Annotated in this window: 18 protein-coding genes; 8 read left to right on the forward strand and 10 right to left on the reverse strand. The window is 42.1% G+C overall.

What is annotated here, in order from left to right:
* Positions 1-8: 8 nt before the first annotated feature.
* Positions 9-977, reverse strand: coding sequence for a polyprenyl synthetase family protein (locus D0T84_RS13475; protein WP_370525505.1), 969 nt, complete (start codon positions 975-977; stop codon positions 9-11).
* A gap of 524 nt (positions 978-1501) precedes the next feature.
* Here D0T84_RS13475 and D0T84_RS13480 point away from each other — a divergent pair.
* Together D0T84_RS13480 and D0T84_RS13485 are read left to right on the forward strand one after the other, a co-directional pair.
* A complete protein-coding gene (locus D0T84_RS13480) occupies positions 1502-2494 on the forward strand; it encodes a glycoside hydrolase family 43 protein (protein WP_163308413.1) in 993 nt (330 codons plus the stop codon).
* A gap of 14 nt (positions 2495-2508) precedes the next feature.
* Positions 2509-3651, forward strand: a complete 1143-nt coding sequence (locus tag D0T84_RS13485; RefSeq protein ID WP_163308384.1) for an aldose epimerase family protein — start codon at positions 2509-2511, stop codon at positions 3649-3651.
* Positions 3652-4309: 658 nt separating this feature from the next.
* On the opposite strand, the gene D0T84_RS13490 is transcribed toward D0T84_RS13485, so the two are convergent.
* The 3 genes from D0T84_RS13490 to gdhA form a co-directional block, all read right to left on the reverse strand.
* Positions 4310-5761 (reverse strand): FISUMP domain-containing protein, encoded by a 1452-nt coding sequence (locus D0T84_RS13490; protein WP_163308385.1) that lies wholly within the window; start codon positions 5759-5761, stop codon positions 4310-4312.
* Between the two features lie 1267 nt (positions 5762-7028).
* Complete coding sequence (locus tag D0T84_RS13495) at positions 7029-7565, reverse strand: hypothetical protein (protein WP_163308386.1); 537 nt, start codon at positions 7563-7565, stop codon at positions 7029-7031.
* Between the two features lie 169 nt (positions 7566-7734).
* Positions 7735-9072 (reverse strand): NADP-specific glutamate dehydrogenase, encoded by a 1338-nt coding sequence (gene gdhA / locus D0T84_RS13500; RefSeq protein WP_163308387.1) that lies wholly within the window; start codon positions 9070-9072, stop codon positions 7735-7737.
* 245 nt (positions 9073-9317) lie between these two features.
* On the opposite strand from gdhA, the gene epsC reads away from it, so the two are divergent.
* Together epsC and D0T84_RS13510 are read left to right on the forward strand one after the other, a co-directional pair.
* Positions 9318-10136 carry a serine O-acetyltransferase EpsC gene (gene epsC / locus D0T84_RS13505; protein ID WP_163308388.1) on the forward strand — a complete coding sequence of 273 codons (819 nt, stop codon included), beginning with the start codon at positions 9318-9320 and terminating at the stop codon, positions 10134-10136.
* A gap of 160 nt (positions 10137-10296) precedes the next feature.
* Positions 10297-10749, forward strand: a complete 453-nt coding sequence (locus tag D0T84_RS13510) for a hypothetical protein (RefSeq protein ID WP_163308389.1) — start codon at positions 10297-10299, stop codon at positions 10747-10749.
* Here D0T84_RS13510 and D0T84_RS13515 read toward each other — a convergent pair whose 3' ends face one another.
* From D0T84_RS13515 to purL, 5 genes are all read right to left on the reverse strand, one after another.
* Positions 10750-11460: a histidine phosphatase family protein gene (locus D0T84_RS13515; protein ID WP_163308390.1), complete on the reverse strand. Its 711-nt coding sequence runs from the start codon at positions 11458-11460 to the stop codon at positions 10750-10752.
* Positions 11457-11873, reverse strand: a complete 417-nt coding sequence (locus D0T84_RS13520) for a thioesterase family protein (protein ID WP_163308391.1) — start codon at positions 11871-11873, stop codon at positions 11457-11459. The genes D0T84_RS13515 and D0T84_RS13520 overlap by 4 nt, the downstream gene beginning before the upstream one ends.
* Positions 11874-11889: 16 nt before the next feature.
* The gene (locus D0T84_RS13525; protein ID WP_163308392.1) at positions 11890-12294 is read right to left on the reverse strand and encodes a thioesterase family protein; all 405 of its coding nucleotides are present in this window, start codon (positions 12292-12294) and stop codon (positions 11890-11892) included.
* A gap of 36 nt (positions 12295-12330) precedes the next feature.
* Entirely contained in the window at positions 12331-14304 is a 1974-nt protein-coding gene (locus D0T84_RS13530) for an alpha/beta hydrolase-fold protein (protein WP_163308393.1), read from the reverse strand.
* Between the two features lie 149 nt (positions 14305-14453).
* Positions 14454-18140: a phosphoribosylformylglycinamidine synthase gene (gene purL, locus D0T84_RS13535; RefSeq protein WP_163308394.1), complete on the reverse strand. Its 3687-nt coding sequence runs from the start codon at positions 18138-18140 to the stop codon at positions 14454-14456.
* 181 nt (positions 18141-18321) lie between these two features.
* On the opposite strand from purL, the gene D0T84_RS13540 reads away from it, so the two are divergent.
* The 4 genes from D0T84_RS13540 (at position 18322) to dprA (ending at position 22232) form a co-directional block, all read left to right on the forward strand.
* Positions 18322-19017, forward strand: a complete 696-nt coding sequence (locus D0T84_RS13540) for an outer membrane beta-barrel protein (protein ID WP_163308395.1) — start codon at positions 18322-18324, stop codon at positions 19015-19017.
* A gap of 83 nt (positions 19018-19100) precedes the next feature.
* Entirely contained in the window at positions 19101-20420 is a 1320-nt protein-coding gene (locus D0T84_RS13545; RefSeq protein WP_163308396.1) for a UDP-glucose/GDP-mannose dehydrogenase family protein, read from the forward strand.
* An 18-nt stretch (positions 20421-20438) separates the two neighbouring features.
* A complete protein-coding gene (locus D0T84_RS13550) occupies positions 20439-21110 on the forward strand; it encodes an ABC transporter ATP-binding protein (protein WP_163308397.1) in 672 nt (223 codons plus the stop codon).
* Positions 21111-22232: a DNA-processing protein DprA gene (dprA, locus tag D0T84_RS13555; RefSeq protein WP_163308398.1), complete on the forward strand. Its 1122-nt coding sequence runs from the start codon at positions 21111-21113 to the stop codon at positions 22230-22232.
* On the opposite strand, the gene D0T84_RS13560 is transcribed toward dprA, so the two are convergent.
* Complete coding sequence (locus tag D0T84_RS13560; protein WP_163308399.1) at positions 22233-23186, reverse strand: M20/M25/M40 family metallo-hydrolase; 954 nt, start codon at positions 23184-23186, stop codon at positions 22233-22235.
* Between the last annotated feature and the right edge of the window lie 2 nt (positions 23187-23188).

The following is a 23188-nucleotide window of genomic DNA, read 5'->3' on the forward strand; positions in this document are numbered from 1 at the left end:
ATTTTGTGTTATGAAATTCTCGACATCAAGTTTTCTGCTAATGAATACAAACCTCCTTTCCTTGTTTCATCAGCATTAACCTTATTTAGGCAAGCCACCGCCTTCTCATAATATTCATTTATCAATTGCTCTGATTTTTGTTTCAGGTTCAACTTATTATATATAGCTGTCACAGCCTTTATTTTTTCCGATTCATCATACGTATCCCTATCAATCCAGCCAATCAGTTCTTCTCTAGACTCATCACTCAACAATGCATTGATAAGCAGGAAGGTTTTCTTATTACAAAGTATATCCCCTCCTATCCGTTTGCCAAAGTTTGTACTGTCGCCATAAACATCCAGCAAGTCATCCTTTAGTTGAAACCCTAAACCGACATTAATACCAAATTCGTAAAGATTAGCTGCATCGTCCGACGACGCTCCGGCGATAATCGCGCCTTCTTTAAGTGAGCAGGCCAATAGCACAGCCGTCTTCAGGCGTATCATTTCCAGATATTCAGGAATGGTAACATCGAGCCGTTGCTCAAATTCCATATCATACTGTTGTCCGCAACATATTTCCGTTGCAGTGGCGGAAAACAGGTCCAATACAGGCTGCAAGTACTGAGGTTCAATCTTTGCAATCTCCTTGTATGCTTCTATCAGCATAGCATCGCCCGACAAAACCGCAGTATTATCGTTCCATTTAATGTGCACCGTAGGATTTCCCCTTCGCATATCGGCTCTATCCATAAGGTCGTCATGCAACAGGGTAAAATTGTGGAATATCTCTATCCCTAAAGCAATCGGTATTACCCGTTCCACATCCCCTTTATACAAGTTGTAGGACATAAGGGCCAAAGCTGGCCTTACACGTTTGCCGCCTAAGGACAAGATGTAAGTTATCGGCTCAAAAAGAGATTCGGGACTGGTAGTGTATTTAACTTTGCTTATTTCGGTGTTTACAATATTTAAAATTTCATCAAATGAATAGATAGAAGCCATGTTTAATAAAAGGGTTTTTAGTTAGTAGTCTGCTTACTTAATTGCTTGGTCATACCCCAGAAAACTGTCATTTTTCCGGGTTATCAACAAAGGTAACTTTTTGACAACAAAAATCAAAATATTCCAGAGCAACTGCATCAAAATCAGATAAGTTTTTTAGATATCCCATATATGCATAACACCGCAGGTGTGCCACTAGATTAACCGTATAAAACCCAAATTAATTTTAGTTGTCTTGAAAATATTCTAAAACTGAGAGTCTGTTTAAATTTTATAGCAAATCTTTTTTATAGCTATTTTTAGATGTATTTTATCATTTTTGCCAGCAGGTTTAGCGGGCTAAACCAAGAGTAAAAAGGGTAAAATACGCTAAAAAGAGCATAAAAAAATTGCTAAGAACTATTGACCTGAACCTGTAATAAAAATTTTCGCTAAAATTTAAACAGGCTCTGAACATGATGAATTGAAAAAAATAGTATTTTTATCAGTTAGTAATAAAAAAAATGTTAATGAAAATGAAAAATGGTTCTCTTATTATCTTTTCGTGCCTGATATTAATGTTCTCTTGTACATCAAAGCAGGCTAACCCAACACAAGAAACAACTTCCGGAAACCCTATCTTTGAAGGATGGTATGCCGACCCGGAAGGAATAATATTCGATGATAAATATTGGGTTTACCCGACCTACTCCGCACCTTACGAAGAACAGGTTTTCATGGATGCCTTCTCATCTACCGACCTTATAAACTGGACAAAACATGAGCGCATAGTAGACACAGCTTCCGTGAAATGGATAAATCGTGCCATGTGGGCTCCGGCTATTGTAAAAAAAGACAACAAGTACTTCCTGTTTTTTGCAGGAAATGACATACAAAACAATGATGAATATGGAGGCATCGGTATCGCTGTAGCCGACAAACCCGAAGGGCCGTTCAAAGATTATTTGGGCAAACCACTCATAGATAAATTCCATAACGGAGCGCAACCGATAGACCAGTTTGTGTTTAAAGACAAAGATGGAAGCTATTACATCTACTACGGAGGATGGAAGCACTGCAATGTAGCTAAGCTAAACAAAGACTTTACAGGCTTGGTACCTTTTGATGACGGTTCGCTTTATAAAGAAGTTACCCCCGAAAATTATGTAGAAGGGCCATTTATGTTTATCAAGGACAATAAATATTACTTCATGTGGTCGGAAGGAGGATGGGGCGGACCTGATTATTTCGTAGCATACGCCATTGCCGACAGTCCGTTCGGACCGTTTAAGAGGATAGGAAGAATATTGCAACAAGATCCGAAAATCGCTACAGGGGCAGGACACCATTCAGTCATACACGAACCGAAATCCGACAAATGGTATATCGTCTACCATCGCCGTCCGGTAACCGAAACCGATGGAAACCACAGAGAAACCTGTATAGATGAAATGCAATTTGACGAAAATGGGTATATCAAGCCGGTAATCATCACAAAAGAAGGAGTAAGAGGAAATCCACTAAAATAAATTAACTATCAATTATGAAAAAAGTATGTTTGGCGGCATTGGCTACCTTATTTTTAGCTGTAAGCTGCACCGAAAAGGCTCCCGTTGGGAAATTAACGGACTCTGGCCTCGACAAAAAGAATTTCGAAACAGAGATCAACGGTAAAAAATCTGACCTGTACACGCTGAGAAATACAAGCGGGATGGAAGTATGCATCACAAACTTTGGAGGACGTATCGTTTCCATTATGGTTCCGGATAAAGACGGAAAAATGAAAGATGTTGTCCTCGGATTTGACTCCATACAGGATTACATCAACATTCCAAGCGACTTCGGAGCTGCTATTGGCCGCTACGCAAACCGCATAGGCAACGGTACTTTCGAACTGGACGGAGTGAAGTACGACTTACCGAAGAACAATTTCGGACACACATTGCATGGCGGACCCAAAGGTTTCCAATATGTACTGTTCGATGCTACGCAACCGGACGATAAAATTTTGGAATTGACATACCTGGCTAAAGACGGGGAAGAAGGTTTTCCGGGCAACCTGAAAAGTAAGGTTACATATATCCTTAGCGAGGATAACGCTTTGCAAATAAAGTATGAAGCCGAAACAGACAAGCCGACAGTAGTAAACATGACCAACCACTCATATTTCAATCTGGACGGAGACCCTAACGTGAAAAATTCGGATTGGCTGCTCACTATCAACAGTGACAAATATACTCCTGTAGACTCTACTTTTATGACTACCGGAGAAATACTTACTGTGGAAGGTACAGACATGGACTTCCGTAAACCGACAACGATCGGCAGCAGAATCGATAACTATTCGTTTATCCAATTGAAAAACGGAAACGGCTACGATCACAACTGGGTACTGAATACAAATAACGACATAAGCAAGATAGCCGCTACGCTGGAATCGCCTAAAACAGGCATCGTACTGGATGTATACACTAACGAACCGGGAATACAATTCTATGCCGGCAATTTCCTTGATGGAACGGTTAAAGGTAAGAAAGGAATCGTATACCAGCAGCGTGCCGCTGTTTGCCTCGAAACTCAGAAATATCCCGATACGCCGAACAAAAAAGACTGGCCATCGGCTACTCTGCGCCCGGGAGAAAAATACAGCAGCGAAACTATTTTTAAATTCTCTGTGAAGAAATAAAGAGATCAGGGGTGCAATAGTAAAAAAGTGACAAAGGTGACACTTTTTTCATTACTTTTCCTTGTTACCTTTTTTTCTCTAACTATATCAAAGAGCTCTTTATATAAGATAATTTTCTACGAAAAAAATAACAGGCTGTACTATAAAAAGTGACAGCCTGTTTTTTTGCCGGATTGTAAATCCTGATGGTAGCGGCTTCGGCGGCTCTTTATGTCCCGAAGGGACTGAACATGGATAACCACGGGTAAAACCCGTGGCTGGAACTGACTGAAAGACAATGTCTCAGTAGGAGGCAAATAGCAAAAATCAATCCCATTCGCCTCCTACGGAGACGGGCTCTTCCTTTCTGCTTTTGCCACGGGCTTTACCCGTGGTTATCCATATTAGCCCGCTTCGCGGACTTAGATGCCTGACCGTAAAACAGGAATAGCAGGCTGCTGCAAAAAAGTGACAAAGGTGACTTTTTTCATTACTTTTCTCTGTTACCTTTTCCCTCTGACTATATCAAAGAGCTCTTTATATAAGACAATTTTCTACGAAAAAACAACAGGCTGTACTAAAAAAGTGACAGCCTGTTTTTTTGTAGGATTACAAATCCTGATAGTAGGGGCTTCGGGGTTGTAAACCCTGAAGGACGGAAGATCTCGAAAGATCACCTTTATTCCTTGATGCAACGGACGGATTGACCTGTTACACGCAAACTAAAATAGCCGATGATTACACCAAATTTATTAAAAAATGGACCGTACGAGTAATCACTGTCATAGGCCGTACTACTCCAGTAGTAGCCACTAGTGCCACGATAGTTCAGTGAACCACGATATCCAAGACGGTAACCGGCAGCCGGTAAATAAAGGGCATCAGCCACTTTGTAGCCTTTGACTGGATCTGTTCCAAACCAAGTCCATGTGCTGCCAGAAGTAGAAGAGCTGGATGTACCATCAATAATACCTCCGCGGAAAATAGCACCCCACTGTTTTACACTCGGAATCTTCCAACCAGTAGGACAAGGATTATTAGTAAGTATCTTCCATGTAGGATTGTAAGTTTGTAAGCTATAATTCAGTTCGCCGTCACCCCATAGGTCATATTTAGGGGTGCTACGCCAGTCGGACGAGCTCGATTTAATAAACTTACCGTACTGTACACTTGTTAAAAGAACCTGCCCAGTAGTAGCATCCAGATCAGCAGTTTCTGCGATGAACGATTCAGTTGGATCTTGAGCAATCCCATTAGGTAATACATCCAGGTCGGTCAGGTTGCGCCTGAAATGCCCAGTAGTAGTACCATTACCATCCCTTTCGCGCCCCCACTGGTACAGATCACCCGCCAAGTCGCAAGGATTTGTAACATTTTCATCACCTAGGTTGACATGAGCAAAAGCTACTATATCAGATTTTTCGCCCGCATCTGGGTCACCTTCTTTCAATGCCCATACATATATAGGCGACAAGATACCTTTAGTAGCTTTTATTACCAGTATTTCGTAGTCGGCAGCTTGTACTATATTGCCGTCCTTTCCCATTTGGCAAGTGATCTTTACCGTCTTTTTCCAGTTGCCGAGATCATCTTCTTCCAAAACAATATTAGTCGGAGGAGTATAAGCATACGCTGGAGAGTTATTATCCAATATACATTTGCCATCTACTATCCACAAATATGAGTCTGGTGTATCTCCGGCATAAGAGGCTGTTAAGTTCATAGTTTGATAAGTGAACATATACGGCAGGCAACTACTTACCGAAGCATTCTCGTCCACATCCGCCGGATCGGGTATACATTCTCCATCACAGGTAGAAATCCACTTCTTTCCGTTCCAAAACTCCATACAGTCGATCGAGGTATTGTAGATGGTGAGGCCTTTGGCCAGTCCTTCTTCAGGAGAGCCAATAAAGGCGGTAGTCATTTTATTCCGTTCTGCGGTAGTCAGGTGTGGCATACGCAGCCCGGTTTTATTGTTGGAAATCAATTCGAGCACCGAAAAGGATTCGGGCTCTTTGTTGCTGCCTACGGTTACTTGAGCATATACGCCCGGAGTAAGTACTAGGAAGGCGAAAACGGCAATTGCCTGTTTCCACCAGTTTTTTGTTCGTGTTTCAGTTGTTTTCATAAAAGCAGTTTATAATTTAAAAAATTTAGAGTTTAATAGACGTTAGTAATGAAAAGAATTTATTGCAACATTAGTTGTCTAACCCTTCCCCCTTCGGGTACTTCCCTTTATCAAAAGGGAAGAGTGCCTGGCGGGCGAAACGGTATCTGTCCCCGCTTTGCGCAGCTCTTTCCCACCACGGAGTACACAGAGTAACACGGAGTTCTTTGCTGACTGTTAACTGTTAGCTGTTGACTGAAAAAAACGGGGAGGTATTCTTTTACGACTTTCACAAGCGGTAAAAGACCCATTGAAGACAAATAAGATAACGTTGAAGACAAACAAGACAATACGGATGTTCCCTCCCCGGATGTTAGATTTTTAATTATATTTGCAGAATATAGGATGCGCCTCGGCAATCTCAAGCAAGCTTGATTCCGTTCGGCTTTCACTATATTTGCAATAAAAAGGCAAATACCCATTCCCGGACATATACCGGATGGGCACGATATATGACCTTTGTGTATATAGCGATATACTATATTCCTATAGAAATGTAGTTGTGAATACATTTGTTATTTGCTTCGTTTCTACCGTCTTTATATGATTTCTTGCCAAAAAACAAGAAGTGTCTCCTGATAGGTTTTCGAGTCTGTCTCTTTATAAGTGACGGACAGTGGAAAATGTGTTTTACAAACCGCTGTATAGCAACGGATTACAGGGCTGAAAAATAAAACAAAAAAGCTTTGTGCAACATTTGTCAAACAAAAAAGTAGTGATTTGCCGCCATCGAAACCGAATAATAATCTGTATATCAATAAAATACAAGCGAATTAAAAGAGAAAAATTCGACTTCCCGTTAAGCCATTTGTAAAACATTTGTAAAACACCTGTAAATAAGCACCTTACAAGAAAAAAGTTGCGAGAAAAATGAGTGTTTGCAGATACTAAAAAAAGCTTAAAAAACGGGCATTTAGGCGTGATTGGATAATAATTGTGCGGAAATAAGCAATAAATTAAAGGGTGAGATGCCCTATATTTGTAGTCGTAAGTTCAACAGGTTGTCCGTCACTTATAAAGAGACGGACTCTTTTTTTTGCTTTAACAAGTAGCAAATGTAAGCAAAAATCCACATATCACTACTTCTCCTAAAGGTACCCCAATTAAGGAATAAATAATATTTATAGTCGTATTACCAGCGTAAGGGCGTATTACATACGCCCGAATAACAAAACCAGATAAGCGAGGGTATGCAATACGCCCCTACATGAACCTTAAAGAAAGCAAACTAATATCTGGCAGGAATATATCCTATAAGTTTCTCCAGTTTCTTTATATAAACATGGAGAAAATATAGAGGAATTATTCCAAATATACAGAATGAACTGTCAATCAGCCTCCACCCGAAAGGAATATCACGCACCGCGCCGCATATCATAGCCAAAGGGACTACTCCAATACAAGCTATCATAGCAAAATAAACAACCCAGATGTTTCGTACAGGCTTTAAGTACAGGCCGATAAACGCCGCCGCTATTACCAAATGGGAAAAGGCCAGCCAATCGGTACCGTATGCCAGAAACGGGTAATTCTGATTTGTATTGATTACCGCACCGGCCACAGTAGCGATCCATCCATAAAGTCCGCCATACGTATCGGGAGAAACGTCTAATGAGATACCCAATATCTGGCACGCAATCCTCATCTCAGTCTCTAAAGGAAATGCCGTTACTCCCCAAAAGAAAAGGGCGAACATATAGAAAACTACTAATGCGCGAATCTTAAATAATAACTTTTTCTCTGCTGCTTGTGTTTTAGTTTCCATAGGTCATATTGTTTATGTTAATTTATACCACATTGTACTTTGAGATACAAAGTTAATAAAATTTATAGTATAGAATAATATTTCGGGGAAAATATATTACAAGTAAAAGGCCCCTTAGATTATTGCTAATCCAAAGAGCCCTTCACTCGATTGATTGATTAAAATTTAGTTATACAACACCCTGTGCAATCATTGCCCGGGCTACTTTCATAAACCCGGCCACATTCGCACCTTTTACGTAGTTGATATATCCTCCGTTTTCCTTGCCAAATTTAAGGCACTGGCTATGTATATTTTTCATTATGCCATGCAGACGCTGGTCTACCTCTTCGGCTGCCCATTGTATATGCATCGCGTTCTGGCTCATTTCCAGACCCGAAGTTGCCACACCACCTGCATTTACCGCTTTACCCGGAGCAAACAGTACCTGTTTTTCAATAAACAGATCAACAGCTTCTGCCGTACAGCCCATATTGGAAACCTCAGCTACGCAGGTAACGCCATTAGCGATCAGAGCTTCGGCGTCTTTTACATTCAATTCATTCTGGATAGCGCAAGGCAAAGCAATGTCTACCTTTTCCACCCAAGGTTTCTTACCAGCGTGGAATACGGAGTTAGGATATTTTTCAGCATAAGGAGCGACCACGTCATTACCCGAATCGCGAAGCTCAAGCATATACTCAATCTTATCCCCACTCACGCCGTCGGCGTCGTAGATATAACCATCGGGGCCGGAGATAGTAACTACTCTCGCCCCCAGTTCGGTAGCTTTCAGGGTAGCACCCCACGCCACATTCCCAAACCCGGAAATGGCAACAGTCTTTCCTTTCAGATCTATACCTTTAGCCTTCAGCATTTCGTTTACAAAGTACAGTGCGCCGAATCCGGTCGCTTCAGGACGTACTAACGAGCCGCCATATTCGAGCCCTTTACCTGTAAATGTACCAGTATTTTCACGAGCCAGCTTCTTATACATTCCGTACAGATACCCAACTTCGCGCGTGCCCACACCGATATCACCGGCAGGAACATCCGTATCAGGCCCTATATTGCGCCACAATTCGAGCATGAATGCCTGGCAGAAACGCATAATCTCAGCATTTGATTTCCCTCTGGGACTAAAGTCTGAGCCGCCTTTGCCTCCACCCATTGGTAATGTGGTCAAAGCATTCTTAAATGTTTGTTCAAATCCTAAAAATTTAAGAGAAGAAAGGTTTACTGAGGCATGAAATCTCAGTCCACCTTTATATGGTCCAATAGCATTGTTAAACTGCACACGGTAACCCAGATTTACCTGAATCTCTCCTCTATCGTCCACCCAAGGCACCTTGAATGTGAAGATACGGTCAGGCTCTACCAAACGTTCGATAATACGGTTTTTCTCAAATTCCGGGTGTTGATTATAAACATCTTCTATAGATACAAGCACTTCCTTTACAGCTTGTAAGAATTCGGACTCTCCGGGGTGTTTTGCCTCTAAAGCTGATAAAATGTCATTAATTTTCATGATCTAACGGTTTAAATCAGTTGGTTTACTATACAAATGTATAAATAAAGAAATAATTTTTCTCACGTTATTTCCTTTTTTTTCACTCTCAATAACATGATTAACAACATAAAAACGGAGGTTAACACGAGTAATAAATTAAAAGTTACAGGTTGCTCATTGTCAACGGTTAATACATAATTCATCGCTCATAATTCATAATTCTTATTTAAATTCTTACTTTTGTCGTATACAACGCCAAAATCATGACAAATATTTACGAAATAGCCAAGAAACTGAGGGCGGAGTCGAAGCATCTGCCAATTAACCGAATAGAACTCGAAGATGCCCTGAATACCCTTATACACAGGGTACTGTTTCCGATATGTGACCTTGAAAAATCGAGGGAGAAAAAGCTATATTATTTCTATTCCGTCCTGGTAGAGAACATTACTGCTTTGACCGACAGAGCCACTGCCGAAACAATGGTGGATAAGTTCATCTCCCAATTGCCGGAACTTCAGGAAAAGCTTTATCATGAAGCTACCGTATATTACGAAAACGATCCGGCAGCCAAGTCGATAGAAGAAGTCATCCTCACTTATCCCGGTTTTTTTGCGCAGGTAGTCTACCGCATATCGCACGAATTCTATAAGATGAACACGCCGATAATCCCCCGTTTATTCTCGGAGTATGCCCATTCGAAAGTGGGAGTGGACATCAACCCCGGAGCAGAAATAGGACAAGGTTTTTATATAGACCACGGCACAGGTATCGTTTTCGGCGAGACGACAATAATCGGCAATAATGTGAAAATATACCAAGGGGTAACACTCGGCGCCTTATTCGTTACCAAAAGCCTTGCCAATGAAAAACGGCACCCTACCATCGAAGACAACGTGGTCATATATGCCGGAGCGACTATACTTGGCGGACAAACGGTTATCGGCCACGATTCTATAATAGGCGGTAATGCATGGCTCACCAAAAGTGTTGTGCCGTACTCTCTGGTACAGCAAAACTCGGAGATAAGGATACACAATACTTTAAAAACAGGAGAACATATTCTGGATTTTAATATATAAGGCAGAATAAACAGGGATTATGCAATATTTTTCGTATTTTCGCATCAAATAAGGTTGCTGCCCTATTTATTATTTTGAAAGCAAATCAACATATGTTGATTGCAACTTGGAGATGTTATATAAAACTCTATCTACTCCTTAATTCTCTAGAAACAAACCAATGGAAGAAGTTCGTAAAAATCCATCCTCTCTGATTAAAAGTACATTTCAGCAGGCAATAGATTCCTTATCAAAGGATTATGCGGGAAGTTCCTTTACCTATATCTTCATTACCGTAGATAAGGAAAGCGGCGAAGTTGCTTTTTATGATGACGAAGAAAATAAGGTTGCCGAAATAGTTGTTTTTGACTGGGTAAACAAGGTAGACGAACTTAGCGATGAACAAGTCATTTCTGTCCTGAGAGGCGTTACCGGGCAACTTGATGATGAAGACCGGTTTTCATCGCTCGACCTGTACAAGCCATTCTCGATAAATTATTCGGATGACGGTTTCGAAGTGATCGAGGAACTACTCCTTATAAACGAGGATTACGCCATCAAACCGGATAACGACCTGATGGAAAAGTTTGACCGCGAATTCGACGATTTCCTCGATAAGTTATTGAAAGAATAATCAGGCCTCAATCTCTGTCAACCGCCCTTTTTCTACATAGCTCATATCAGCCATAGACTCTACGGTAAATTCGCCATCCTGATAAGTGACTTTACATACAGCCGCGTTGTCGAGTGGCTTTGTAAACAGCCTATGGCCTCCCAGTCCCAATAGCATAGCCAGAATACTCATCCCATGCGATACAATCAGTATATCGCCATCGCCATACCGGGCTTCATTCTCGGCTATTTCACGCAGGCTCTCCTGAGTGCGCGATTCTACCTGAGAAAAGCTCTCTGCCAATCCCAGCTTATCTATCTTTTTTACGGCATCCAGTACATTCCCATAGTTGATCCGTTTCTCCAGTATAGCCTTAAACATTTCCTCCACGGACGTATAATGCAGATAAAGTGCGGCACTGTTCCACATCACATGATTGAAATCGGCTTCGAAGCCGCCAAAACAGGCCTCACGCAACCCGGGCAATTCGATAACAGGCACATCGTCCTGACCTTTAGCTCCCAGTATTATCTGCACTGTTTGCCGGGTGCGGCGCAAGTCGCTGCAATAAGCCGTCCTGAACGTTATATCACTCAATCCATATCCAAGGTAACGTGCCGCGTCTATCCCTTCTTTTGTCAGAGGGGAATCACACCAACCCTGTACCCTGTCCAGTGTATTCATCAATGTTTTGCCATGACGGGCAACATATAATGTAATTTTTGAACTCATCTCTTATCTTTCCATTCTAAATAACCGGCAAAGGCGCTGTCAAACATGTCAGGTTTGGCCACCTTGCCTTCTATTAAACAAACTACCTCTATAACAGCGCTGGCACATAAAGTGTTGTCGGGGATACGTATTATCTGCTGATGAAAAAAGTAACGAAGCCCGTCTCGTACTATCCTGATGGTACAAACAAACTCTTCGGAACCACGCAGCGAACTCCGGTAACTGATATTAGCATTACGTACTACCGGAATAATATTGGCCTCGGTCAGATCCCTTAGCCGCAAACCACATTTTTCCATCAATTCGTGGCGTGTCGCCTCAAAGTAATGTAGATATATCGCGTTGTTTACTACTCCCTGCGAGTCGCATTCGTAGTCGCGGACTTTCATTTTATTTTCAAATGTCAGTGCCATATATAAGATTTCAAATTTAAAGATTAAACGCTTTATCAAATACATCAGGCCTGCCTACCTTCCCGTTTACCATACAGGCTATTTCTATACGGGCTGTTGAACAGACTTTATTATCTTTCAAACGGATAATCTTTTGGTTGAAGATATAACGTATGCCTTCTTTTTCTATCGAATCGACTGTACAGATAAAATCATTACTACCCCGAAGTGAATGTTTGTAACGTATATATACACTTACTACTACCGCATCAATACCCTGCTGATGAAGTTCGAAGAAATTGAGCCCATGCTCTTCCAGAAACTCGTGACGTACTACCTCGTAATAATGCTGATAGTTGGCATTGTTGACAATACCCTGCGCGTCACATTCATAGTCGCGCACTTTGAGCTTATATTCGAATAAAGGATTATTATTTTTCATTTATCAACTCTGTATTTTTTCAACACAAAGTTAATATTATTCCTGAGGGATTAAAAACTCTAAGGGAATATGCAACCTTTCATTCCATGCACTTTCGGAATGATCTTTTCCAATAAATTCTTTTGTAAGCCATTCTTTTGAAGTATATCCTTTCTGTTGCATCACATCATCAACAAGTAATTGATGGGTTTTATAGTATTTGTCGATGCCTTCCGTACCATAGTCGAAATAAATTTTATGCCCGTCTGGTGATGGAAGATAAGACTTTAAATAATTGACGAAAGCCTGAGGAATCTCATTGTTTTCCGGATTGCCGGAATCGCCAATCCAATGTGTAGACAAACATGCTGCTGCACCAAAGATTTCCGGATATTCACAAATCGCATATACTGAAATCAGCCCGCCCATACTCGATCCCATCACAATGGTATTCTCCCTGTCGGGCTTCGTACTATAATGTTTGTCAATATAAGGTTTTAATTCTTCTACAATGAAACGCAGGTAATTATCCGATTGTACTTCTACATCCATTCTTTTCCGCAAATCTTCCGGTAAAGATTCATATGGCTTTTGAGGAAAATATTCAGGATACCGGAATTTCCCGTTATTCCATATACCAACAATGATACAATCTTTTATTTTTTTGTCTACTACTAATCTCCCTACTATAGAGTCTGCGTCCCATTCCTGACTGTTCCATGTGATATGCTTATCAAAAAGTGCCTGCCCGTCATGCATATAGATCACGCTGTATTTTCTTGAAGGGGAATAACCTTCCGGCAACCACACATCTACATTTCTGGGTTGAACATGCGTGGATGCAAAATCAGTATAGCGCTCAATTGTACCTGTCGCCACGGTAGGGACTGAGTTACGGATTACATCAGCATACCTCTTTTTTATATCTACATAGTCACTGATCTGTTTATAATAATCATCGAGATTACCGGCTGTGTGCCAGTCGGGGTCGGGCATTTGTCTTTTTATTTCTTTCCAGTCCCTACCCTTAAAGAATAATGAATCCATTGTACATCCGGTCATATTTTTGAAAGGACTTATAAAAATATATCCGTCAAAAAAGTCCTCCATACGGAAATCATTATAGCACATACTAAAGACGCTATTATCCGGCAGTCTTCCCAATGGCGTGTTATCCAAATCAAATCCTACTGGTTTATTTCCATTCATGTTCATAATGACCTCAATGGCTCCATCAGCCGGAGAACCCCAAAATCCTTTGGCCTTAGTTTTCGCTTCGAATGGCAGGTGAAACATTATATTGAATACTTTATCAGGATACTTCCGGTAAAGCCTGTTTCCCACGAAACCCGTATCATAATCACAAAAGTCATCATTATTCATTTTCAGTACGGGCATTTTATATTTAGTGAAAACATGAACCAAGCCCATATATATCAGCGCTTTTTCATTTTTTTCAATCACCTCTTTTTCTATTATCCGGGTTCTGAAGTCATCAGGAGTTCCCCGATAAAACACCTTACTCATATTTTCCGGATTTCTGGGCAATCCGAATTCACTCCAGTCGTATTGGTAGCTGATATTTACAATCCTGAATTTCTTCTTGCCGGCCGGTAATGTCTTGTTAAACTCCCATACTTTCCGGTATATATCGGTATACTCTTTGTATGCCCAGCCTACATTATAATAAAACATCATATCGCGGGCTGTTTGCTCATCGTACTTATCCGCATTAAGCAAAGAATCCAGTCTGGCCTGCATCTCAAATGCGCCAAACTCCATACACAGGTTAGTAACCCCGTTCCTGTACAATTGGGGGATAAGATCTTGCACAAAATCCAAATGGTTTTTAATACCGTGATCTTCTCCCAGTAATACGAGGTCGTAACGTTGAAACTTGGATACAAGATATGTTGACGGTTCTATTCCGTTATCGCGGATATAATTATATTCTGGCTGGTAGGTAGTCTGGCTATTCAGAAACGGTGAAAATAAAATGAGAATAGAAAATAAGATAAGGTTGTTTTTCATGATTTACGGACAATTGGTTTCTCAAAACTAATTATTAAAAACAGATGTAATATTCCGTAATATGTAAATTGTGCAACTAAGTATTCGCAAACGATTGCAAAAGAGGCCATTTCTTTCGAAATGGCCTCCATCCTATTTATTGAAACAAATTATTTTATTCCTTTCACCCATTCCCTTGCATTTACAAAGGCTTCCATCCACGGGGTAAAATCATCCCTGCGATGCTCGAACGGATGATAAGCGCACTGCCATGTGAACAATGAACGTTCCAGATGCGGCATCATTACCAGATGGCGGCCGTCGTCAGATACAAGCCCGGCAGTATCAAAATCCGAACCGTTCGGATTGCCCGGATAGTCGCTATAAATATATTTCATCGCGATATTGTATTCCGATTCCGCTTTAGGCATGGAGAAACGTCCTTCACCGTGGGCTACCCATATACCAAGCTTGCTGCCCGACAGGGAACCTAGCATTACGGACTTATTCTGAGGTATTTCGACGCTCACATAAGTAGATTCGAACTTATGCGAAGCATTATGTTCCATCTTAGCCTTCACGTCATGCTCAGGATATACCAGCCCGAGTTCCATCATCAACTGGCAACCGTTGCATACTCCCAGGCTCAGTGTATCCTTGCGCTGGTAGTACTTGCGCAGGGTATCTTTCGCCTTCTCGTTGTACATGAAACTTCCCGCCCAGCCTTTAGCCGAACCGAGCACATCCGAGTTGGAGAATCCGCCACAGAATACAATCAGGTTTATATCTTCCAGTGTTTCCCTGCCCGAAGCCAGGTCTGTCATGTGGACGTCTTTCACATCGAAGCCTGCAAGATACAGGGCATAAGCCATTTCGCGTTCGCCATTCGTACCTTTTTCACGGATTATAGCCGCTCTGATCCCTGTCGGCTTAGTCCTGTTAGGGTCAATATTGTATTGTGCGAATTTACCCGTGAAAGAAGGATTTATATTAAACTGTAATGGCTGGTTCTTATAGTTCTGGAAACGTTCGGCAGCAAGTTTCTCCCCGCTTTGTTTCCTGTCCAGCAGGTATGACGATTCGAACCATACATCCCGCAATTCATCTATATCAAACTCCTGAGAGAACGCCTCTTTCTGTATAACCAGCTTCCTGTCCTCGATAGGTCTGGCAACAATGGCAAAACCGATTCCGTAATCGTCCAGTACCTTCTCTACCAGATGATGGTGTTTTACCTGAATCAGAATACCCGGATTTTCGGAGAATAAAACTTTAACTAAATCTGCATGATGAAGCTTATCAAGACGTGCCTCCAATCCGCCTTGCGGATTAGCAAAGCACATTTCGAGCATCGTGGTTACAAGCCCCCCCGCAGAAATATCGTGTCCGGCAAGGATCAGCCCCCTGTCAACAAGTTCCTGCACGGCATTGAACGCGTTCTTGAAATACTCGGTATCCTGCACGGTAGGGACTTCTTCACCTACTTTATTCATGGTTTGGGCAAACGCCGAACCACCCAATTTGAAGGTATCGAAAGAGAAGTCGATATAATACAGATAAGTTCCTTTTATATAAGCCAATACAGGCGAAACTATTTTGCGTATATTCCGTACTTCGCCGGCAGCCGAGATGATGACAGTTCCGGGAGAATACACCTTATCTTCTCCATACTTCTGTGTCATCGACAGAGAATCTTTTCCGGTCGGTATATTAATACCCAGTTCGCAGGCGAACTCGGAACAGGCTTCGACAGCACTATACAGGCGGGCGTCTTCACCCGGATTCTTACAAGGCCACATCCAGTTGGCACTCAACGAAATGCCTTTTAGCCCATCCTCGATAGGAGCAAAAATTATATTTGTAAGCGATTCAGCAATTGCCAGCACCGAACCTGCGGCAGGGTCTACCATCGCAGCCTGCGGCGCATGGCCGATAGATGTGGCAATACCTGCCCTACCCTTATAATCCAATGCTACAGCGCCAAGGTCGCTCAATGGCAATTGTATTTCACCCTGTGTCTGCTGGCGTGCGACCTTACCCGTTACCGAACGGTCTACCTTGTTGGTCAACCAGTCTTTACAGGCTACAGCTTCCAGTTGGAGCACGTTCTTAATATATTCTTCCAGTTTAGACAAATCATATTCAGGCTTACTGTACTCTTCTTCAACAGTTTCGTCCCGCATAATGGTTTTGGGCGCTTTGCCAAAGAAGTCTTCCAGTTTCAGGTCGATAGGACGTTTGCCGTCCGCCTGTTCGAATACGAACTTCATATCATTGGTGGTTTCGCCTACTACATACATCGGCGAACGTTCACGGTCTGCAATCCGTTTCATCTTATCAACGACTTCTTCCGGAATCAACAGGCCCATGCGTTCCTGGCTCTCATTTCCTACAATTTCCTTAGCAGAAAGAGTAGGGTCGCCAACCGGCAGTTTCGACATGTCTATTTTTCCTCCGGTAGCTTCCACCAGCTCCGACAGGCAATTGAGGTGGCCTCCTGCCCCGTGGTCGTGGATAGATACAATCGGGTTATCATCAGACTCCGCAAAGGCACGTATCACATTGGCGGTACGTTTCTGCATTTCGGGGTTGGCACGCTGAACAGCATTCAGTTCTATACCGCTTGAGTATTGCCCGGTATCTACTGACGATACGGCGCCGCCGCCCATACCGATACGGTAGTTATCGCCGCCCAGTATGACTACTTTCTCGCCCGGCTTCGGATCGCCTTTCAGGGCGTCCCGCTTGTTGGCATAGCCTACACCTCCGGCAAGCATGATTACTTTATCATAAGCAAACTTCTTACGGTTCTCTTCATGTTCGAATGTCAGCAACGAACCACAGATAAGCGGCTGTCCGAAATGGTTTCCGAATGTAGACGCCCCATTCGATGCTTTTATCAGTATCTCTTCCGGCGTCTGGTACAGCCACGGGCGTTCGGGCACAGCCTCTTCCCATTGGCGTCCTGCCTTCGTGCGCGGATAGGAGGTCATATAAACCGCGGTTCCCGCAATGGGCAAAGATGCCTTACCCCCGCCCAGACGGTCACGGATTTCCCCTCCCGAACCTGTAGCAGCGCCATTGAAAGGCTCTACAGTGGTAGGGAAGTTATGTGTTTCAGCTTTTAACGAGAGAACCGATTTAATCGGTTTTACCTGAAAATAGCTTGGCTTATCGCCATCTACCGGGGCAAACTGCTCTATTTCAGGGCCCTGATTAAAGGCTACATTATCTTTATATGCCGAAATCAGTTTATTCGGATTGGTTTGTGATGTTTTCTTTATCAGTTTGAATAATGAACTTTCCTTTTCTTTCCCGTCAATAATAAATACTCCGTTGAATATCTTATGACGGCAATGTTCCGAGTTTACCTGCGAAAAACCGAAGACCTCACTGTCGGTCAGTTTACGTCCTAATCGTTGGCTGACACTATTCAGGTACTCAATTTCGTCTTCGCTAAGGGCTAATCCTTCCTGTTGGTTATAGGCCTCTATATTATCAATTTCGACAATCGGGTCAGGTAATTTATCTATTGTGAATATGTTTTGATTCAATCCGTCATAGATACGTTGAAGCATCGGGTCATGCTCAGCGGCATTACTATCAACCGGGAAAAATTCCTCGATCCGGATAATCCCATCAACCCCCATATTCTGGGTAATTTCCACAGCATTGGTACTCCACGGCGTTATCATTTCGCGGCGGGGACCAACAAAAAAGCCTGAAACTTTATCAGAATCAAGCATATTTGCACCACTAAAAGCCCATGTCAGGCGCTGGATAAAATCGTTGTTAAGTGTCGAGCTTGTTTGAACAGCAATAATGTTCCCGGAAGGGGTCTGAAAGAAAGAAACCATATTTATTTTCAAGTTAATATTTTGACTTTTTAATAGGCATACAAAGGTAGTGAAAAGAGATTAGAATAGAGAAGGAAAAAAGAAAAATAGCAAGTCTTTTTACAGAGTATTTTATTCTAATATCGTTTAAACTATTTCGCCAAAATGCAGTCATATTATTAAATCTTAAAACAAACACACTATGAAGAAGATAATATTATTCTTTGCCCTTTGTATTTGTGCAGTGGGATTGCATTCGCAGGAAGTGTATATGGCTGTGGGGTTTCGCGGAGCTATAGGTATATCCAAACTAAACGGAATGAAACCTTATGAATCGGCAAGTATTCTACCCGGATCGTGCATGATAACTTCTGCTCCGTACAGATCCAGCGTATATCCGGCGTGGGATTTCGGTCTTACAATACAATACGGGCGAAACAGTTTTGTAGTTCAGACAGACCTTATTGTATCCTGCCTCAATACCGGATTAAAAGATGCTTATGTAAGCGATGACCACAGGATAAAAAGAATAACCGGAATCTATGCTAATTTAGCAATTAACTTTGGGAATAAATGGCATTTGAATGATAATTACCGTCTGATTGTTGGATTAGGCCCATATATAGGAGTGGATATCTATGGGGTAGCTAGTAACCCCAACGAAGAGCGCCTGTATGGCAAAAATGCAGGGAAAAATAGAGTTTCAGCAAACGATGAGTTAGGAACCGATGAAGGAGATTATCGAAATTTCGACTTCGGAGGCACGATACTAGCAGGTATAGAATATCATCGCTGGCAATTTGCCCTCAATTATTACCACGGTTTACAAAATATAGTAAAAGATGATTCTCCCTTATACAACAGAGCATTGAAAGCAAGTGTCACATACTTCTTCTAATGGCATGCTAAATAAAAGATTAATATTATCTTTGTACTCCAAAAACAAACGAATACAAAAATTTATTAAACAATAACTCGAAAATGAAAATAGCTATCGTCGGTACTGGTTACGTAGGTCTTGTTACAGGAACATGTTTCGCAGAAATGGGAACAGAGGTATATTGTGTTGATATAGACCAAAACAAAATAGAGAAATTAAAGAAAGGCATAATCCCTATCTTCGAACCGGGACTTGACGAAATGGTGGAACGCAACCACAAAGCCGGACGCTTGAACTTCACTACAGACCTGAGTTCTGTATTAAACGATGTTGACATTGTATTTTCGGCAGTGGGAACACCTCCTGACGAAGATGGTAGCGCCGACCTGAAATATGTACTCGATGTAGCCCGCACTGTAGGGCAAAACCTAAATAAATATATGGTTATCGTTACCAAGAGCACCGTACCTGTAGGTACAGCAAAACTGGTAAAAAAGGCCATACAGGAGGAACTTGACAAAAGAGGCCTGTCTGACCTCAAATTCGATGTGGCCTCAAACCCTGAATTTCTGAAAGAAGGTGCTGCTATTACAGACTTTATGCAACCCGACCGCGTAGTTGTAGGTATAGAATCGGAAGAAGCCCAACGCCTGATGGAAAAGCTATACAAGCCGTTTACACTAAACAACTATCGCATCATATATACTGACATTTCTTCTGCCGAAATGATTAAATACGCGGCTAACGCCATGCTGGCTACACGTATCAGCTTTATGAACGACATAGCCAACATGTGCGAAATTGTAGGAGCCGACGTAAACATGGTGCGCAAAGGTATCGGCGCGGATGCCCGCATCGGGTCTAAATTCCTGTATGCAGGATGCGGATACGGAGGCAGCTGCTTCCCTAAAGATGTAAAAGCCCTGATACATACCGCCAAAAAATTAGGGCATGATATGAAAATACTGGAAGCTGTAGAGGAAGTGAACGAATACCAGAAGAATGTCCTTTTCGAAAAGCTGATGAAATACTATGACGGCAACATAAAGGGTAAGACCATCGCCGTATGGGGACTGGCATTCAAACCGAAAACAGATGATATGCGTGAAGCCCCTTCATTGGTAATCATAGACAGGATACTACAAGCGGGAGGAAAAGTAAGGGCTTATGATCCTGTTGCTATGGAAGAGGCAAAACGCCATTTAGGCGATAGCATCATATATGCTAAGGATATTTATGACGCAACCCTGGATGCAGACGCTATCATGATGGTTACCGAATGGAACGAGTTCCGCCTGCCTACATGGGAAGTAATAAGGAAGACAATGAATAAGCCTGTAGTATTCGATGGACGGAATATATATAATAAACAGGAAATGACAGATAGCGGATTCGACTATTTCGGCATCGGTATAAAATAAAAGCAACAAACCTGATAGATGATTAAAGCAGAAGGAATTACTAAAAGCTTCGGCACTTTGAAAGTACTCAAAGGTATAGACCTCTATGTAGAGAAAGGTGAAATAATATCGATTGTGGGTGCAAGCGGCGCGGGAAAAACAACCCTTCTGCAAATCATTGGGACATTAGACAAAGCGGATAGTGGTACGATATACATTAACGAACAACAATTAAACACGTTGAAGGATACTCAATTATCCGACTTCAGGAATAAGAATATCGGCTTTGTCTTCCAGTTTCATCAACTCCTGCCTGAGTTTACCGCATTAGAGAATGTGATGATACCGGCATTGATAGGCAAAGTAAAAGAATCTCTGGCGAAACAGAGGGCGAAAGAGTTGCTGGATATGCTGGGACTGACCGAAAGAATGGAGCACAAGCCGAATGAACTTTCAGGTGGCGAAAAGCAACGGGTTGCCGTAGCGCGCGCCCTTATCAACAATCCTGCCGTTATTCTGGCTGATGAGCCATCGGGTAGCCTTGACACCGAGAATAAAGAGGAACTGCATCAATTGTTTTTTAAGTTACGGGATACACTGGGGCAGACCTTTATAATAGTAACCCACGATGAACATCTGGCATCTATCACAGACCGTACTGTACACATGAAAGACGGCCTGATAATCGACAACCCGGCTGATTCTTTATAAATGGAGATACCTTCTGATAAACGGCTTTATCAGATTGCTCTGACAATGATTCCCGGCGTAGGGGACATCACGGCACGCAATCTCTTGCAAGTATTCGGGGATGTAGAGACTCTGTTTAAAACAGACAGAAAATCCCTGATAAATAAAACCAGGCTTTCGCCTAAGATAGTGGACGAAATCCTAAATCCTGAAATTCTCACAAAAGCCGAAAAGGAATTACTTTTTGTAGAAAAAAACAAGCTGAAAACCTATTTCATCAACGAAGAAAATTATCCGCGACGGCTGATCGATTGCGTTGATGCCCCTGTCCTACTCTACTTTAAAGGGAATACTGATTTCAACGCCGAAAAAGTAATCAGTATAGTAGGAACCCGGAATTCCACCAATTATGGGAATAGCTTTTGCTGCACGTTTCTGGAAGAAATCTCTTCTTTATTACCCAATACATTAATCGTTAGCGGTCTGGCATACGGTATAGATATAAACGCGCACAGAGCCGCATTGAAATACAATCTGCCTACTGTGGGAGTGCTTGCACACGGACTCGACCGCATCTACCCGCATGCTCACAGGCATACGGCTGTGGAGATGGTTGACAATGGAGGTTTATTATCCGACTTCCCCAGTGAAACAGAACCCGACAGGCATAATTTTGTAAGGAGAAACAGGATTGTGGCGGGCATGGCCGATGCGGTTATCGTTGTCGAATCCGATGACAAAGGAGGTTCACTCATTACTGCCGAAATAGCGAACTCATATTGTAAAGACGTATTTGCCGTACCGGGTAAAACGACAGATAAATATTCCAGAGGATGCAACAAGCTCATTTCGTCACACAAAGCGGATTTATTGCGTTCTACAGAATATTTCCTGCAACAGATGGGCTGGGATAATGAATCTTCGAAAAAGAGGAAAGCACCGGTACAACGGGAACTTTTCCTTGTCTTATCCGATGAGGAACAGGCTATTGTAGAAAAACTTACCGAAAACGAATCATTACATATCGATCAACTGGCCAGAGAATTGAGCACCCCTGCATATTCCTTATTCTCCACTTTGCTGGAAATGGAAATGAAAGGGCTTATACGGAACCTGCCGGGTAACTTATATGCTTTGTGCTGATTAAAAATCTTTCAGATTCGCCATATTCCACAGATTCAGATAGGCAGCCTTTGTTATATTAACCACTTTATCATAGTTAATTTTATCTGCATGATCGCTTGGCTGATGATAATCCTCATGTAAATCCGTATTATAAAACATCACAGGTATTCCTTTCATAGAAAACGGAAGATGGTCACTACCTCCCGGAGAATCGTTCATAGGATGGAACTCAGGAGCCAAATCCAGATGATATCTCACGATGTCATTCTCTAACCACTCCTTAAAAACAGGTTTTTCAGGTGAAAAGAAGCAAGCCACATGATTATAGTCCGCCTCTGTTTTGTTCCGGCCAATCATATCACAGTTGATATGTCCTTTCATTTTAGGCGCCGACAGTAAAGGGAAAGTTATATTTTCCTGAAAATCCTCCACAAAATGGAAAGACCCAAGCAGGCCAACTTCTTCACCGTCCCATAAAGCGAATATGACCGTCCGCAAGGGTTTTTCTCCCGAAGCCATAAAAGCACCGGCTATTTGCAGGATAGCGGAAACACCGGAAGCGTTATCGTCCGCACCGTTATATATGCTATCATTCGTTTTATTCGTCTTTATACCCAGATGATCATAGTGCGCTCCGATAACGACTACCTCGTCAATATATTTACCTGGTATATATCCTAATACATTACGCATTTTCAGAGACTTATGATTTTCATTTTCGAATGGTTGAAAATAATTATCTACCCAGGGCTTTATCCCCATCTCCAGAAATTTAGATTTAATATACTCCGAAGCTTTTAAGCCTCCGGAAGCTCCGGCCTTGCGGCCTTCGAGGCTATCGCCAGCCAAAACTTCTATATATTCTTTTGCTTTATTCAAGTCTATTGCAGACAGCCCTTTATCTTTAGCTGTCTGGGCAAATATAGCCTGAGAAATTATCAGTAAGAGTATTGGTAGCAAAAAGTTTTTCATGC

The organism is Dysgonomonas sp. 521 (assembly GCF_010501055.1).
Lineage (GTDB): Bacteria > Bacteroidota > Bacteroidia > Bacteroidales > Dysgonomonadaceae > Dysgonomonas.

Coding starts and splice junctions, on each gene's coding strand:
- dprA (WP_163308398.1), top strand. CDS start 21,111: ATGGAGATACCTTCTGATAAACGGCTTTATCAGATTGCTCTGACAATG.
- gdhA (WP_163308387.1), bottom strand. CDS start 9,072: ATGAAAATTAATGACATTTTATCAGCTTTAGAGGCAAAACACCCCGGA.
- D0T84_RS13540 (WP_163308395.1), top strand. CDS start 18,322: ATGAAGAAGATAATATTATTCTTTGCCCTTTGTATTTGTGCAGTGGGA.
- D0T84_RS13480 (WP_163308413.1), top strand. CDS start 1,502: ATGAAAAATGGTTCTCTTATTATCTTTTCGTGCCTGATATTAATGTTC.
- epsC (WP_163308388.1), top strand. CDS start 9,318: ATGACAAATATTTACGAAATAGCCAAGAAACTGAGGGCGGAGTCGAAG.
- D0T84_RS13520 (WP_163308391.1), bottom strand. CDS start 11,873: ATGGCACTGACATTTGAAAATAAAATGAAAGTCCGCGACTACGAATGC.
- D0T84_RS13515 (WP_163308390.1), bottom strand. CDS start 11,460: ATGAGTTCAAAAATTACATTATATGTTGCCCGTCATGGCAAAACATTG.
- D0T84_RS13545 (WP_163308396.1), top strand. CDS start 19,101: ATGAAAATAGCTATCGTCGGTACTGGTTACGTAGGTCTTGTTACAGGA.
- D0T84_RS13550 (WP_163308397.1), top strand. CDS start 20,439: ATGATTAAAGCAGAAGGAATTACTAAAAGCTTCGGCACTTTGAAAGTA.
- D0T84_RS13525 (WP_163308392.1), bottom strand. CDS start 12,294: ATGAAAAATAATAATCCTTTATTCGAATATAAGCTCAAAGTGCGCGAC.
- purL (WP_163308394.1), bottom strand. CDS start 18,140: ATGGTTTCTTTCTTTCAGACCCCTTCCGGGAACATTATTGCTGTTCAA.
- D0T84_RS13495 (WP_163308386.1), bottom strand. CDS start 7,565: ATGGAAACTAAAACACAAGCAGCAGAGAAAAAGTTATTATTTAAGATT.
- D0T84_RS13560 (WP_163308399.1), bottom strand. CDS start 23,186: ATGAAAAACTTTTTGCTACCAATACTCTTACTGATAATTTCTCAGGCT.
- D0T84_RS13490 (WP_163308385.1), bottom strand. CDS start 5,761: ATGAAAACAACTGAAACACGAACAAAAAACTGGTGGAAACAGGCAATT.
- D0T84_RS13510 (WP_163308389.1), top strand. CDS start 10,297: ATGGAAGAAGTTCGTAAAAATCCATCCTCTCTGATTAAAAGTACATTT.
- D0T84_RS13485 (WP_163308384.1), top strand. CDS start 2,509: ATGAAAAAAGTATGTTTGGCGGCATTGGCTACCTTATTTTTAGCTGTA.
- D0T84_RS13530 (WP_163308393.1), bottom strand. CDS start 14,304: ATGAAAAACAACCTTATCTTATTTTCTATTCTCATTTTATTTTCACCG.